Genomic DNA, 15,337 nt, shown 5'->3' on the forward strand with positions numbered 1-15,337 from the left:
AAAGCGCCTGTCATGATTTATGCTCGTAAAGAAGGATGGATCGATGTTGGTAGAAATAGTTGGGCACCTGAAAAACACTTTGATATTTTAGATATTCGATAAAAAAACAATCCCAATAGAAGCTATTTTTTATGTTTTATAAGAATAGAAAAATTAGTTAAATAGTGTTCCGTTGCTTATTCAAAATATGCACCTGGTTTCGGTATTAATAGATACTCAGCGCCAGGTGTTCCAGCTGGAAGCTACTTAGGCAGAATGGATGGTTCTCTTCCGTATGACATTTACTCTCGCAAAGATGGTTGGATTGATATTGGACCAAACGCATGGGTGAAAGAAGAACATTTTGATGTTAGATAAGAATAAAAGCTTAGAGTCGCTCGTTTGAGCGGCTCTTTATTTTGGAATCGGGGCATGACCGGAAATGAAAAATAACAGTTTTTTCCTACAAACTAAGTTGTTTTCGTGTCTCGATTCGAGAATGAAAGAAGTGGTTCAGTGATTAGTTTGTTTAAAGACTTCATAAACGCTGAGGCTATTCTTTATAAAAATATTAGAAAACACGTATTCAAGTCACCAAAGAAAAAGAGCGAAACAGACAAGCTAGGAGGAAACATGGACAGGAAGCAAATTTTCATCGACGTCTTATTACACAAAGGGATTTACAAGGAAGAAGATACAGGACGTCAGCTTTATGAAATGAGTGAGCAGGAGTTATTCGAATTACTAAAAGGAGATGAGGAGTAATGCGAGCAATGGAGAACAGTGTTTATGAAGTAACGCAATTATTAGCAGGAACTAAAGGAGGTAAGTAATGAGAAAAGAAACCGCGGTACAGGTGCAAAGCGAAATTAAAACGGTAGAGAGTGAGATTCATAAACTACAGTACCATTTGGTCGGATTAGATAGCGAGAAGAGGAAGACAAAACAAACTTTGGAAGAATTGAAGAATCGTAAACAACTATTGAAGAGTTATTTATAAGGAGCGGAATGTATTGGATTCCCTTTTTATAAAACGTTAGAGGAAATTTACATGGAGAAAGAAACAGTTTGGTCGAATGATACTCCATCTGTTGTGGTCGAATTAGAAAACTAAACAAAAATTTCATTTTGTAGAAAAAAACCCCCTAGTTTCCTAGGGTAATGGTATAACAGCTCAATATATTTTATTCTTTTATATCGTAACGTAATATTACGTTAAAAACATCAGGTAAATGTAACCAATTACAGAAAATAAGAGCAGCTAGCAAAAGCTAACTGCTCGGTTCTCCAAGGGGGAACAAGGAGAAAAATCTAATGTCATCTATATTATTGACGGAATATTGAGTTTTATTCAGGGGATTTACTAATTATGTAGGTTGCGTGAGAAGCCCTATTAACATCCAGGCTGCCCCGATTAGAATTAAAGTTTCAAATGTAATCCAAAATTTTCTTTTTTCTGGTTTTTGAAATTCTTTAATTACAGAGAATACGGCACTGATTCCTACAAGAGTGAAAAGAATAATTCGGATTGTATCAGTCATGTGTATCACCACCTAAGATTTGAATAGTTTAATTATATATTAATTACCATTTTGTAGAAACTTAATAAAATAATCCTTTGAATAGAAAGCGAGGAATAACAATGGGACTAGGAAACCGTGGGATGGCATTTGAAATGCTTATCAATCTAGTGAATGAAATGTATCAAAGAGCGGGAGTGGCGCTTATAAATAAACGTCCGGCTCCTGTGAAGGTGTTAAAGAGTAAGGGTGGACGAGTACTAAATGGATTCTATGAAGCTAAAAGTACAGTAGACTATGATGGCGTGTACAAAGGACGAGCTATTGCATTTGAAGCGAAGTCTACTGAGAATCCTACACGATTTGATCTAAAAAACATCGCGCAGCACCAATTAGATTACTTGGAAAAAGCAGAGAGGATGGGAGCGGTTTGCTTCTTCCTTATTGAATTCAGCAAGGATAAGTCAGTCTTCTTGGTACCACTAACAGTCATTCAATTTTATGTAAGGATGTCTCATCAACCGAAGGCTACGAAGTCTATACCAAGAGCAGACTTTGATATTTACGGGTACCTGGTAGATCAGACAGAAAGAGCGCCAGTTGATTACTTACAATACATTGATGAGCAAGGATTCACACCGGTAATAGATAGCATGATTCAATTTGATCAGGACCATAAAAAGGTAGCGAATGACATTGAAGCAGCGAAAGAGAAAATGAACAACAAGAAACGTAAATTATTAAAGGCTTAATGGATAGCGGAACGATGGCGAGTAGATGGTGGGGCTACTTACTAACCGTCGTTCCCTTATTCAACAATGAAATATTAAAATTTCACGTACCTTATGTGATGTTAAAATTACAAATTCAGAAATAGGGGGATTCCTTCATGGAGAGACAATTAACTTTATTACCAGCTATCGATGATAAGAAAGTACAAAAGGAAGTAGTGAGCGTATTAAAGGAATACAGAGCACTCAAGATGCGATTCAGTAATGAAGTGGAGCAGGAAGGAATCAGTTTATTCCCTGGGTTACGTGATTCAAGGAATACAAGTAAATGGAAGGTGCAGCAGGTAGAGAAGGCGCTTAACAACCTATTAGATGAAGACGAGCGTAAAATCGTTGAGCGTGAGTTTCTGACAAACGAGAGAGTAAAGGATTCAGACGTTTATCATGATCTACTACTCAAGAAGACATATTTCTATGAGAAGAAGCAGAGTGCGGTTAAATTGATTGCTACAGCATTAGGGATAATCTAAAAACCGCGAACAAAATGCGAACTTTTTGGGGGACTAAATAAAAACGTGAAAATTATAAGCTATTTCCATAAACAGTTCTTTGAAAAGAGAATACGTTTTGGGGATAGCGTTCCCATTATAATAACGTTACTCGGTGACGCGGAGGCTAGAGGGAATAAGAGCTTCCCGAAATTATTTATATTTATCATTCAGCTCGGAATGCGTCCTCTGGGTTGATAATAAATATAAGTCTATTTCTCTGATATGTCGTTTCTTGAAAATGGAATGGGGGTGGTTGCTCATGATTGAGTGACACTTGCGTTCTAAAATTCTAAAAATGTATGCTTAATCTCGTTCATTAGTAATTACTCACGATTCTTATTAATGACCAAAATGAGAGCAGAGAGCTTTCGCTCTTTGTTTGAGCCAATACAGCGGAAACATTCCCCTTCCGTCCCTATAGTGTATTGGTTCAGACAAGGCGTCGGAAGAAATATATACGTCTTGATATTAATCCTTTATAATTCGATATTGGTTTGCAAAGGTGAAAATGACATTAAGTAGCCGAAGTATTGAGCCGACTCTACGGAGTATAAACGAGAAGATTCTTAGTCTTCTCCCAGTCACCGAACTAACCAAATGTGAAGCGTGTAGCTAATATATAGTGTTGCGGTGACTTGGAGAAGGTTGAGAGTTATCTTGACCTTTGAAGAGGAACTTTTGCCATTTGTTTTTTTATTTCTCTCTATTAAATATGTGAACTATGGGGAGTTTTATAAAACATAACTTTTGAATTATGTAATAAAAGTATATATAATTATACTAATGTCAATATATTAACTGGTTAAAAATGGGGAAAGAAAAATGAAGATTAAATTTGATGTAGTTAAAAATGAAAATTTTGATTTTACTTTAATAGAAACAAAATTGCTGAAAACTTTTAAAGAAGTAGATAATGTAGCAATAATTGAAAAGGTTGAAGATAAAATTTTTGAAAAAGATGATGTGCAAACCCATTTAGCGGAGATTACTATTAATGTTACAGGAAATAATATTGGATATAGATCAGCTTCAGCTAGTATATTCATTGTTCTAGAAAGTCTATCAATAGAGCTATTCAATATTAATATTAGTATACATTAAGCATCCAAAATGGGTGCTTTTTTCTTTGTTATATATAAATTACACATTAAATCAGTGAACATTCTAATAAGACAAGCATATGATGAATTCGTGGGACGAGTTATCATATGAGGTGAAACTTGGGGCGCCATACTTATTTGTTGAAGGGTACCTAATGACGGGTACTCTTTTTATTTTGCACCTTTTAATAAGGACAAGCATATATTGGAGTATGGGGTTGCCCCACTTCATATATTTGAGCACCTATCGATTATGGGTGCTCTTTTATTTTGTATAAAATTAACAATTGGATTAAAGGATATCTATATAAATTGGTAGAATCTAGTTGTTTGGTTCACATTTTAATCCGAGGGGTACAAATTCGATGCGACGTGAAAAGGATTTGTTGAAACAGTGGAAGGCGGATTTGCAAGCTGTTCAAGAAGAGAAAAGGCTGAAGAAGAAGGCTAAGAAAAAGAATAAAAGATATAGCATGCCTGGTAATACAGCTGACTTCATGAATGGAAAGGATACTTATCGTAAAGAGCATGGGGTATGGAAGCAAAGAAATAAATAATGTAAGGATAAATGAGTTTGATTAAGTTTATAGCAATTATCGTAGGCGCTGCCGTGATCTGGTTGGCGTCTTGTTTGTTGTTAAGAGATGATAAGGGGTGAAATAGACTTGCAATTTGAAGATTAGATAATAATATTATTACTTTAAAATGCAGAAAGTAGACTAATAAACAAGCTGTTTTTAACTTTTAATCATAGAATATGAGGAATTCGGTTCTGGTGCAAAAATCATTTGATAGGGACATAGAAACCTACATAGACTGTTCAATGGCAGATTATGATGCAATTCCAAACAATTTATGTATGAACCTAACTTCATTTTGGGCAGACTTCACCTGTGAGTGAAGTTTCCCTTTTTTCATCATATGCATGGCTTCAACACCACTCAATATAGAGGTTGCTGTTTTAAATGACTTGAATCCCAACATAGAACGCACGCGTTTCTTAATAAAACGATGATCCTGTTCCACTATATTATTGAGATATCTAACTTGCCTTAGTTGTATACCTTCAGGCATATGTTTCTCTTCTTTCAACTCTTGAATCGCTACAGGATAGGCAGGATTCTTATCTACTGTTATCACGCGAGGTTTAGAAACGTACGAAAAAGCCAAGGCTTTCTTGAAAAAGCGATTGGCTGCTTGTTTATCTCTTGATTGATTTAGATAAAAATCAATTGTATACCCTTCTGAATCGACTGCATGATATAAATACATCCATTGCCCTTTTACTTTGATATATGTTTCATCGACTCTCCAAGAGTCATTTGTTGACTTAAGATGATGTCGTACTTTCTCTTCTAATTGAGGTCCATATTGATGAACCCAGCGCATAATCGTTGTGTGAGCAATTGATAATCCTCTTTCCTCCATCATTTCCACCAGATTACGAAAGCTCAAGTTGTACCGTAGGTACCACCTTACTGTTAATAAGATTAGTTCAGGCTGATAATGCTTCCATTTGAACAAATTCTCCTTTTCCATACTGATCACACACCTTTTGTAGAGTAGTAATATCAGTATGTCCAAGTTTAAGAGATTTTTTGCACCAGAACTGAATAATCTGTAGTCGAATTTTAAAATAAACAATTTAATTAATCTAGCTTGTTTATTTTAGCTTAATATTATGCAATATTCCCATGCAAACGATTGCGTTTTTCGTATATAATGAAAACGGATACATAAGTGTTTTATAAATTTAAAAAAGGAAAAGGAGAAAAGGGATGAAAAAACAGTTTCAATATTATGGTATTGTCATTTTATCTGTCTTGATGTTATTTGTATCTCTATTAATTCCACAAGCAAGTTTTGCAGCTGTAAATGGAAAAGGAATGAATCCGGATTACAAAGCTTACTTAATGGCACCATTAAAAAAGATTCCGGAAGTAACAAATTGGGAGACATTTGAAAATGATTTAAGGTGGGCAAAACAAAATGGTTTTTATGCTATTACTGTTGATTTTTGGTGGGGAGATATGGAAAAGAACGGGGATCAGCAATTTGATTTTTCATACGTACAGCGTTTTGCTCAATCAGTAAGAAATGCAGGTATGAAAATGATACCTATTATTTCTACACATCAGTGTGGTGGAAATGTTGGCGATGATTGTAATACACCAATTCCTTCATGGGTTTGGAATCAAAAAAATGATGATAGTCTTTACTTTAAATCTGAAACCGGAACCGTTAATAAAGAAACATTGAATCCACTTGCTTCAGATGTAATTCAAAAGGAATATGGTGAACTATATACGGCATTCGCAGTAGCTATGAAACCGTATAAAGATGTAATCGCAAAGATATACTTATCTGGGGGACCAGCTGGAGAGCTGAGATATCCTTCCTACACATCTGCTGATGGAAGCGGTTATCCATCACGTGGAAAGTTTCAAACCTATACAGAATTTGCAAAATCAAAATTCCGTTCCTGGGTATTAAATAAATATGATTCCTTAAATGAAGTGAACAAAGAGTGGAGTACAAAACTTACTTCTGTTTCAGAAATTTTACCACCAAGCGATGAGGAACTGTTTCTAAAGAATGGATATAACTCTTCATATGGAAAAGATTATTTAGAATGGTATCAAGGTGTTTTAGAAAGTCATACAAAATTAATTGGTGAATTGGCACACGATGCTTTTGATTCAACTCTTCAAGTACCAATCGGTGCAAAGATTGCAGGAGTACATTGGCAATATAATAATCCGGTTATACCTCACGGGGCAGAAAAGCCAGCAGGGTATAATAATTATAGCCATTTACTTGATGCTTTCAAAAGCGCAAAGTTAGATGTAACATTTACTTGTCTAGAAATGATAGATAAAGGTAGTTATCCCGAATATTCAATGCCTAGAACATTAGTACAAGAAATTGCAACATTAGCTAATCAAAAGGGAATTGTATTAAATGGTGAAAATGCTTTAAGTTTAGGAAATGAGGCAGAGTATAACAGAGTTGCAGAAATGGCTTTTAATTATAATTTTGCTGGATTTACGTTACTTCGGTATCAAGATGTAATGTATAACAATTCATTAATGGAGAAATTTAAGGATTTATTAGGTGTGACTCCTGTTATGCAAACGATTGTAGTAAAAAATGCTCCTACAACAATAGGAGATACTGTTTATATTACTGGCAATCGTGCGGAATTAGGAAGTTGGGACACGAAACAGTATCCAATTCAACTATATTATGATTCTCATAGTAATGATTGGAGAGGAAATGTTGTGTTGCCAGCTGAAAGAAATATAGAATTTAAAGCATTTATTAAAAGTAAAGATGGAACGGTCAAATCATGGCAAACAATACAACAAAGTTGGAATCCAGTCCCACTGAAGACTACCTCTCATATAAGTTGGTGGTAATTATATTATGCAAACAAAAAAGATCCTTTAATAAGTGATAAAGGGTTCTGGTGCAAGCCTCGAATGCTGTCAAAATATACACAAAAATATGAGAGTAATATGGCCTATTGGTTTTGAAGGGGGGCCACTTTAATAATCATAGATAATTTTTTCTTATTGAACTAACGGGTGCTTTAGTTGAACAAGATGTGGATTTAAAACAAAGTCGCGATGTTTGTAAAAAAGATGCGATGTTTAAAATAAAGTCACGACGTTTATAAAAAAGTTACGAAGCTTTGCTCCTTTGGATGTAATTTGTCTAAAGGACTTTTTATGGTAAAAATAACATAATGATATTCCAGAAAAGGGCCATTTAATGGAAGAAGATTTAGCAAAAGTACAGGAATGGGCTTGTATCTATGCGAAAAACTATGTTCAAAATTAGGATTGAAAATTGGCATTGAATCTGAAGTGAATAAAGGAACTAGAGTTACATTAATATTTCCTTTATCAGGTATGGTAACTTTTGAGTCTTATTTATAAAAGAAATGCTGCCATCTTCCCACGAATTTCATATGAAACTTATAAACAAATGTAAAACGGTATGAAAAGAGTAGAAATTCTCTTCATACCGTTTGTATTATTTAGACATTGAATATATTGGTATATTTAATTAAAGACTATGCTCTTTATCCATTTCAAACAATGTAAAAAAACACCCGCGATTGTTCGAGGGTGTTACTTCGCCTGTTTAAACTCCTACAGTAAAACAGGGTCCGATTATGTTGATACTTTTTATAAATAACATCATTACATTAATTTTCTTTCGGAAGCACAATTCTTTTATACAATTGAACTGTAATGAAGTAATAAATCGAGTAAATCACTACGAAAATAACAATTGGTAACCAAATACGAAAATATGGATCAATCAAAATGGCTCCGAACATGTTCATACCAACTAATACATGAACAATGCCAACAATTGCTGGGACTAAGAACACGAAGAATAACTCCTTATAAATCGATTGTGTTAATAACTCTCGGCGAACACCGATTTTACGAAGCATTTGATAACGCGTACAATCTTTGGATGCACCAGACAAAACTTTAAACATAAGGCAACTTGCCATCATTGCTAAGTACGCAATTCCGACGAAGAAGCCCATGAACATCAATCCACTGAACATGCCATGATAAGAATCATACATTCGATATTTACTCTTTAGTTCTTCAGGTTTCATACTTGTATATTTAGCTAACTGTAATTCGTCAAGTTGTTTCCATTCCTTTAAGTATGATTTAAAATTATCTGTTTTCCCAATAAACACAGTACTTTCTCGACCCTCTATACTATGGTACATGTCTTTGTCTACAATTTTTATTTCATGATCAGGATACATATAATATGGCTGGATTATTTCGAAAGCTTCACTCCATTGTTGCGGTGACTTCTTCACGTTTGCACCAATTGGCAACTCTTCTGAAACTCTCTTTGTTTTCCCAAACTCTGCTCTCTCATTACTATTTTTCAATACTAAAGGACGATTTTTCTCTAAATCCTCTTTTAAATAGTAAATAGACTGACCATCTATTTTGTAATGATATTCAAGCTTCTCTGTAAATAAGATAGTATTCAAAATTTTCTTTTCTTCAGTTGTTGGATTATGAACGACTGAATCGTAAATTTCACTACCATTAACCATTTTTATTACGTTGTTTTTAAATGCCATACCACCAGAAATCCCACCAGCTCCAAGGGCCACTAACATTGCTACCGTGGCAAGCACATTTGCTAGGCTATTCATACGAAAATTTAATTGTGCAAAAGTAAAAGCATTGAGGCCTTTCTCACAACGTTTTTTATTACTCTTTAACTTGTTAATCATAACTGGGAGAAGTGATCCAAATAAAAGGTAAGTACCAAAGGTTGCTGTGGTCAATCCAAGGGCCATTAATCCAAGAGCAGCCATTCCCGCTTGTGGAATATAGGTCAGTGATGCATAACCAATACCTAACAAAATTAAACCAAGGAATGCAACTACAACTGTCATTTTTCCTTTTACCGCGACACGTTCTGTTTGTGCATCTGCATGTACAAGTTGTAATACGGAAAAACGTACTAATTTAATACTACTCATAATTGCTGATAGTACAAATAGTGCAAAGAAGAAGATGCACGTAACAGTTATAGATGGAATATAAAATGCTTGATAACCCTCACCAGGAAATTCCAATTGCTTCATTAGTAACTGTCCGATACCTTCTGCAAGTCCTACTCCAACTGTAATTCCAATCGCAAGAGACGCTGCGCCTAATACGATTGTTTCAATAAACATAAGTAGTGTAACTTTATGCTTTTTTGCTCCTAACATCATATACATACCAAACTCTTTTTGGCGAAGAGATACTAAGAAAGAGTTTGCATATAAAATGTAGAAAAATGTTATAATCGCTAACAGAAAGGAACCAATGTGGAATATAGATACAATATCCCGAATAGAAGAGCTAGATTCAAGAAACGTTTTATTTAATGATAGCGTTTGAAACATATAAAAAGTAGAAATAGATACGATAAGACCAACAAGTAAAACAATGTAATCTTGCAACTTACTTTTTAGGCCTGACATAGAAAGCTTAAATAACATGATTGAACTTCCTTCCTTACGCTTTTTGTGTGCCTAAGTTTGCAAGCACGTCTAAAATTTCTTTATAGAATTCTTCACGGGTACCACCGCGATGAATTTCTTTATATAACTCACCATCTTGAATGAATAAAATACGCTGACAGTAACTTGCGCTGTAAGGATCATGCGTAACCATCATAATGGATACACCTTGCTCTTTATTTAAGCTTGTCATGGCATCAAGTAAACTCGTTGCATTTTTAGAATCTAGAGATCCAGTTGGCTCGTCCCCTAAAATAATTGCAGGTTCATGAACTAACGCACGTGCTGCTGCGGAACGTTGCTTTTGTCCACCAGATACTTCAGAAGGATACTTTTGAAGTATTGCTGTAATGCCTAACATATCAGCCACTTTTTCTACTTTCTTTCCAATATTACGAGATGAAAGACCTTGAAGTGAAAGTGGGAGTGCAATATTTTCATATATAGATAAATTCTCTAATAAGTTAAAGTCTTGGAAAATGAATCCTAATTTTTGCGAACGGAAATCAGAAAGCTCACCTTGTTTCATTTTCGTTATATCCGTACCTGCAATTTGAACAATGCCGCCCGTTGCTGTGTCTAACGTTGAAATTACATTTAATAATGTTGTTTTACCAGAACCAGAAGGCCCCATAATACCAACAAATTCTCCCTCTTGAATTGAGAATGATACACCTTTTAACGCGTGTGATTGATTCTCACCTTTTTTACCGTACAATTTTTGAATGTTTTTTACATCTACAACTGGTTTTATCATATATATCCTCCTACGTTTGTTTTTTTATTTCTATAAAATAAGGGTTATTCATATTTGCTACTAACAAAATAGTCGTGTTGCATCTACCTTTTTCATGAGGGTGTCACGATGTATCCACTTGAAAGCTGTAAATAAAATTTTCTTTTTAATTTCTCCTCACTCCTCATCACTTTGAATACATCCATGATAAACTATGAAAATTAGGAAACACCCCGTAAAATCCTTAAGATTTCTTAAGTTTTTATAAAAAAAAGCTTATGGAACCTGTAATTCCATAAGCCATTCTATTTAATTGGATGTTCAACAATAAAGGACATCCAGCCGTCTTTATATTCTGCATGTATATTACCATTATGAAGTTCAACGATCCTTTTGGAGATAGCAAGTCCCAGTCCATTTCCTTGATCATTTTTTCTTGCCTTATCACCCCTGAAAAATCTTTCAAACAATTTATTAGGATCGCTAACAGGCGGCTTCTCGACTTTATTTGATACTTTCAAAATCGCTTTGTTATCTATTAATTCAAGACATACGGATAATTCGGAAGGTTTCATGCTGTACTTTATCGCATTCATAAACAGATTTTCATATACACGTACCATTTTTTCTACATCCATGAAAATAGGTATTGTTTCTTCCGTTATTGATTTTTGAACGTTTAAACTTTCTTTTTCAAATATAGGAATGTATTCTCCAACTATTTGCTCCAACAAACCTGATAGATCAACTTCATTAAAGTTTAACTTAGCATCTATGCCTGATAAACGAGTATATTCAAACAGTTCATCAATTAAATATTTCAGTCTCTGTGATTTTAAATAAGTGGTTTCAAGGTATTCCTGTAATTGTGTTTTACTGTTGTATTGCCCTCTTTTTAATAAATCTATATAGCCAATAATAGATGTTAATGGTGTGCGTAAGTCATGAGATACATTGGTGATAAGTTCATTTTTTGTACGTTCTAATCGTCTTTCTTGTTCAAATGTATTTTCCAATTCCTTGGACATATAGTTGATATTTTGAGCAAGTTGGGTCAATTCGTCCTTCCCCTTAATCCCAATTGTCAGACCTAGTTTTCCATTGGCAATATCATTCACATTATCAGAAATGAGCTTCAAATATACTATTTTCTTTCGAACCAATATCAAAAAAATTATAATAAAGTTAAAGATTGCGAACGTGAATAGGAACAACAATGACAAATAGAATTCATACATACCAAATTCTTCGTGTTTTTTAAATGTTGGATCTATGACGTATACCAAAATGAGGATTGTTAAACCAAATGAAATAAAAAAACTAACTGCAACAGCACCAAGAAGTTTTATAATGATCTTATTTCTGAAACTAACATTCTTCATATTTTATACCCAATTCCCCAAACAGTTTTAATATAAATGGGATGTTTAGAATCTTCTTCAATTTTGTCTCTTATTTTTGTAATATGCACCATGACGGTATTATCTGATTTATAAAAAACCTCTTTCCAAACTGATTCATATATTTTTGAAACACTCAGGACAATCCCTTTGTTACGGACAAGTAGTTCGAGAATATCAAACTCTTTTGGAGTTAGCCTTGTTTCTTTTCCCCTTACCCATACTTGACGAGTATCTGTATTCACGGTTAAGTCACCAATTTCTAGAATGCTTTTATTATGTTCTATTGACGTATTGTATTTTTTAAACCTTCTTAATTGGGATTTTACCCTAGCGATTAATTCCAATGGGTTAAACGGCTTTGATAAATAATCATCAGCACCAGAGGCCAGTCCCTGAATTTTGTCTATATCCTCAGATTTTGCAGATAGCATAATGATAGGCATATTGCGATCTTCCCTAATCTTCATACAAGCTTCAATACCATCCATATTCGGCATCATAATATCTAAAATAATAAGATCAAATTCCTTTACTTCTAACAATTGTAAAGCTTCCAAAGCATCTTCTGTTTTTTGAGTTTTTAGGCCTTCATTTTCCAGGTATACAGAGATAAGATTTCTAATCTCTTTATCATCATCAACAATAAGAATGTTTGACTCCATTTTCTTCCTCCACATGTTTTCTCATATTGAACATTTAAAGACAATTGCAGGTGAGACATGTCTATCGTCTCTTTATTGTAAATCTAACGGCGAAAAACAAGAAACAACATACTGAATATAGTGATACTGTTCACCTTAATATAATGTTCATTATGTTAAGGCTAAACATTATCCAATTCATTAGATTTCATCTACTTTTAATTAACTTTCCTTTGAATACACCTGTTCTTGACCCGATTTTGACAATGTTTATTTTCTTCAATTCAGTTCCTTCAATTAATTTGTCTCCAAGAAATCTAGAACTTGGAAGGACTGGAACGACTAATTTTTTGTTCATTGTATACAGAAATAAGTAAGCGAATCGTATTCATAATTAATCACACCGTATGTTTGCATTCATAATCATACTCTAGAGTCCAAACCTTAAGAAATAGGGGCAAAAGTTCTTAAGAATTCTTAAGCTTTATGCAGCAGGTTGTCATCAGTATAAATGTTCGTTCTTAAATATTGACTATTACTTTCTCGATGTAATGATAGTTATTAAAAACAACTTTAATATAGTAAAGTATTTAATATAACTTTCAATAATCCAAGAGTAAGGTCATACGTCATTAAATAGGTATTATACTATAAGAATCTAGAGTGATTTATAAAAAAATAATAGGGCATGCATTAGAAATTATCGGTAAAGAAATTCGTGAAGTAAAAGATTTAAAAATAGCTCAAAAAGGGACTGGTGCAAATTTTCTTAATAGGGGTCACCATACATGCCCATCAACTTAAAGATACATGCAAGATTTTATGCAAAAAATCGGGGGACATAGGGAACTATGGGGAAGCCGGAAGACGCGCCAGGATAGGAATGTATAAAAAGATGCATAGAATCATAGAAAAAGGTGAATCCCTTGTGAGAGTAAGGGGATGCCTTTGTCCTTGCTACCAATAATGAGACGTTATGTAAACTTAAAATGTATAGGGTATGCATTATTTCTTGTTCAACTAACGGGCAGTTTAGTTGAATAGTGTTGTTTAACTTGTATTCAACAATCTGGCCAGATTGTTGAGGTTCTCTTCTGAAATAATTGGATATTAATATTAAAATAGATGGGGATTATGAAGTCATGTACTTAAACTATAGGACAGGATTATTGATTTCCTATATAATTATAGCAAACAAAATATAGGTTATTTAAGGATGGCTGATATGTTGAAAACAAAAACTAAATATCGAACTTGGATACGAATTTACAAACTAATTATTTTTTTGGTTATTTCACTCATTCTTCTCTTGGTAACATTATTACCTGTTAGTTTATACCTGCGAGTTCTGTCAGGTATTTTTGCGTTGCCTTTTATTTATATAGCATTTATACTTTCTTATTCAGTTTACCAATTTGCAGCATTTGGGGGGAATTATCAGTCAAAGATACATGATTTAATTGTTGCCAAGGTGAATTGGGATGGAAAAGGAAAAATACTAGATATAGGAACCGGTAGTGGTTCACTGATTATTAAACTGGCAAAGACTTTTCCTAAGTCCTTTCTAACTGGAATTGATTATTGGGGCGGAAATTGGGAATATTCCAAATCCCAATGCCAACAGAATGCTGAAATAGAAGGGGTCTCTGATAGAATTGATTTTCTGAAAGCAAGTGCTGCAGAACTCCCTTTTACTGATGATGAATTTGATATAATTGTAAGCTGTCTAACATTTCATGAAGTAAAAGATAGAGAAAATAAAACTGAAGTAATTAAAGAGGCTTTAAGAGTGTTAAAACCTGGTGGTGAATTTATTTTCTTAGATTTGTTTATGGATGAAAAAATATTTGGGGATGAAAAAGAGCTCTTAAATGTCTTAAAGAAACATGGTGTATCTGAATTGAATAGCTACGAGCTTACTGAAGAAATGGAGTTACCAAAACTCTTATTAAACAAAAAAGTATTAGGAAATGCAATGATTTTGAGCGGAAGGAAATAAGAATGCCCTTATAATAGCCCGGACTTCTCTATTATAAGGCAACTACTTAACTTAACTAACGAGGTCGTTTATTTAACTTAACAAAGTGAGGTAGCCCTATTTGTTTTTTATTAGTGAGTGGGCATATACCTGTTCAAGAATAGGGCGCGTTTGTTGAATAAGCGTCTCTGTTCTTATTAAACTAACGGAGTGCTTTAATTGAGTAAGAAACTAAAACTTTTTAACTTCCGCTTTCGAAAATTATGTAAATACGAAACCCCTTCAGCAAGTAAACTGAAGGGGTTTTTTCTAGATACATTGAATACCGATAAGTGGGGTTATGTAAATTTTTAATATGGTTTTTAATCCTCGGACATGATTAAAATTGTTAAATAAAAATTACTTATACAAACTAATCCCTTATCTATTATAGATAAGGGATTGGTTTAATTTTGTTGTATGGTATAAAAAAATCGAGTGTCATAATATATGGTAACATGAATATTTATGTTTTTTAAAATTTTATTTATTCTAAATAAACAAAAAGAACTAGTATTGATATTATCCCCTTTAAGTAGACAGTGTAAAAAGACCATGTACATACATGGATGTTACACTATTACTTGGAGGG

At 33.7% G+C, this 15,337-nt stretch carries 14 protein-coding genes and 2 pseudogenes; 10 read left to right on the top strand and 6 right to left on the bottom strand.

Features of this window, described 5'->3' with window-relative positions; genetic code table 11:
- Positions 1-174: 174 nt before the first annotated feature.
- From JDS80_RS31775 to JDS80_RS29115, 3 genes and pseudogenes are all read left to right on the top strand, one after another.
- A pseudogene (locus tag JDS80_RS31775) lies at positions 175-357 on the top strand (N-acetylmuramoyl-L-alanine amidase); the annotation flags it as partial.
- A gap of 255 nt (positions 358-612) precedes the next feature.
- Positions 613-744 (top strand): Fur-regulated basic protein FbpA, encoded by a 132-nt coding sequence (fbpA, locus tag JDS80_RS29110; protein WP_071772246.1) that lies wholly within the window; start codon positions 613-615, stop codon positions 742-744.
- 67 nt (positions 745-811) lie between these two features.
- Positions 812-979, top strand: coding sequence for a hypothetical protein (locus JDS80_RS29115; RefSeq protein ID WP_175546558.1), 168 nt, complete (start codon positions 812-814; stop codon positions 977-979).
- A 367-nt stretch (positions 980-1,346) separates the two neighbouring features.
- Here the strand turns inward: JDS80_RS29115 and JDS80_RS29120 are convergent, their stop codons facing one another.
- Complete coding sequence (locus tag JDS80_RS29120; protein WP_199640655.1) at positions 1,347-1,520, bottom strand: hypothetical protein; 174 nt, start codon at positions 1,518-1,520, stop codon at positions 1,347-1,349.
- 101 nt (positions 1,521-1,621) lie between these two features.
- On the opposite strand from JDS80_RS29120, the gene JDS80_RS29125 reads away from it, so the two are divergent.
- The 4 genes from JDS80_RS29125 to JDS80_RS29140 all read left to right on the top strand — a co-directional run bounded on the left by JDS80_RS29125 (position 1,622) and on the right by JDS80_RS29140 (position 4,438).
- Positions 1,622-2,251: a Holliday junction resolvase RecU gene (locus JDS80_RS29125; RefSeq protein ID WP_199640656.1), complete on the top strand. Its 630-nt coding sequence runs from the start codon at positions 1,622-1,624 to the stop codon at positions 2,249-2,251.
- Between the two features lie 137 nt (positions 2,252-2,388).
- Entirely contained in the window at positions 2,389-2,760 is a 372-nt protein-coding gene (locus tag JDS80_RS29130) for an ArpU family phage packaging/lysis transcriptional regulator (RefSeq protein ID WP_071772242.1), read from the top strand.
- 843 nt (positions 2,761-3,603) lie between these two features.
- Positions 3,604-3,882: a hypothetical protein gene (locus tag JDS80_RS29135; RefSeq protein ID WP_199640657.1), complete on the top strand. Its 279-nt coding sequence runs from the start codon at positions 3,604-3,606 to the stop codon at positions 3,880-3,882.
- A 364-nt stretch (positions 3,883-4,246) separates the two neighbouring features.
- Complete coding sequence (locus tag JDS80_RS29140) at positions 4,247-4,438, top strand: hypothetical protein (RefSeq protein ID WP_001250603.1); 192 nt, start codon at positions 4,247-4,249, stop codon at positions 4,436-4,438.
- Positions 4,439-4,712: 274 nt separating this feature from the next.
- On the opposite strand, the gene JDS80_RS29145 is transcribed toward JDS80_RS29140, so the two are convergent.
- Positions 4,713-5,420 carry an IS6 family transposase gene (locus JDS80_RS29145; RefSeq protein ID WP_199640658.1) on the bottom strand — a complete coding sequence of 236 codons (708 nt, stop codon included), beginning with the start codon at positions 5,418-5,420 and terminating at the stop codon, positions 4,713-4,715.
- Between the two features lie 239 nt (positions 5,421-5,659).
- Between JDS80_RS29145 and JDS80_RS29150 the strand changes: the two genes are divergently transcribed.
- Both JDS80_RS29150 and JDS80_RS29155 read left to right on the top strand, forming a co-directional pair.
- The gene (locus JDS80_RS29150; RefSeq protein WP_199640659.1) at positions 5,660-7,300 is read left to right on the top strand and encodes a family 14 glycosylhydrolase; all 1,641 of its coding nucleotides are present in this window, start codon (positions 5,660-5,662) and stop codon (positions 7,298-7,300) included.
- 354 nt (positions 7,301-7,654) lie between these two features.
- A pseudogene (locus tag JDS80_RS29155) lies at positions 7,655-7,822 on the top strand (ATP-binding protein); the annotation flags it as partial.
- Between the two features lie 272 nt (positions 7,823-8,094).
- Here JDS80_RS29155 and JDS80_RS29160 read toward each other — a convergent pair.
- From JDS80_RS29160 to JDS80_RS29175, 4 genes are all read right to left on the bottom strand, one after another.
- Positions 8,095-9,927 (bottom strand): FtsX-like permease family protein, encoded by a 1,833-nt coding sequence (locus JDS80_RS29160; protein ID WP_199640660.1) that lies wholly within the window; start codon positions 9,925-9,927, stop codon positions 8,095-8,097.
- A gap of 16 nt (positions 9,928-9,943) precedes the next feature.
- Positions 9,944-10,705 (bottom strand): ABC transporter ATP-binding protein, encoded by a 762-nt coding sequence (locus tag JDS80_RS29165; RefSeq protein ID WP_199640661.1) that lies wholly within the window; start codon positions 10,703-10,705, stop codon positions 9,944-9,946.
- A 284-nt stretch (positions 10,706-10,989) separates the two neighbouring features.
- A complete protein-coding gene (locus tag JDS80_RS29170) occupies positions 10,990-12,066 on the bottom strand; it encodes a HAMP domain-containing sensor histidine kinase (RefSeq protein WP_199640662.1) in 1,077 nt (358 codons plus the stop codon).
- Positions 12,063-12,749 carry a response regulator transcription factor gene (locus tag JDS80_RS29175; RefSeq protein ID WP_199640663.1) on the bottom strand — a complete coding sequence of 229 codons (687 nt, stop codon included), beginning with the start codon at positions 12,747-12,749 and terminating at the stop codon, positions 12,063-12,065. Before JDS80_RS29175 ends, JDS80_RS29170 begins: the two co-directional genes overlap by 4 nt.
- 1,204 nt (positions 12,750-13,953) lie before the next feature.
- Here JDS80_RS29175 and JDS80_RS29180 point away from each other — a divergent pair.
- A complete protein-coding gene (locus JDS80_RS29180; protein ID WP_199640664.1) occupies positions 13,954-14,727 on the top strand; it encodes a class I SAM-dependent methyltransferase in 774 nt (257 codons plus the stop codon).
- Positions 14,728-15,337 lie beyond the last annotated feature (610 nt).

This window comes from Bacillus cereus group sp. N8 (assembly GCF_016483685.1).
GTDB lineage: Bacteria > Bacillota > Bacilli > Bacillales > Bacillaceae_G > Bacillus_A > Bacillus_A proteolyticus.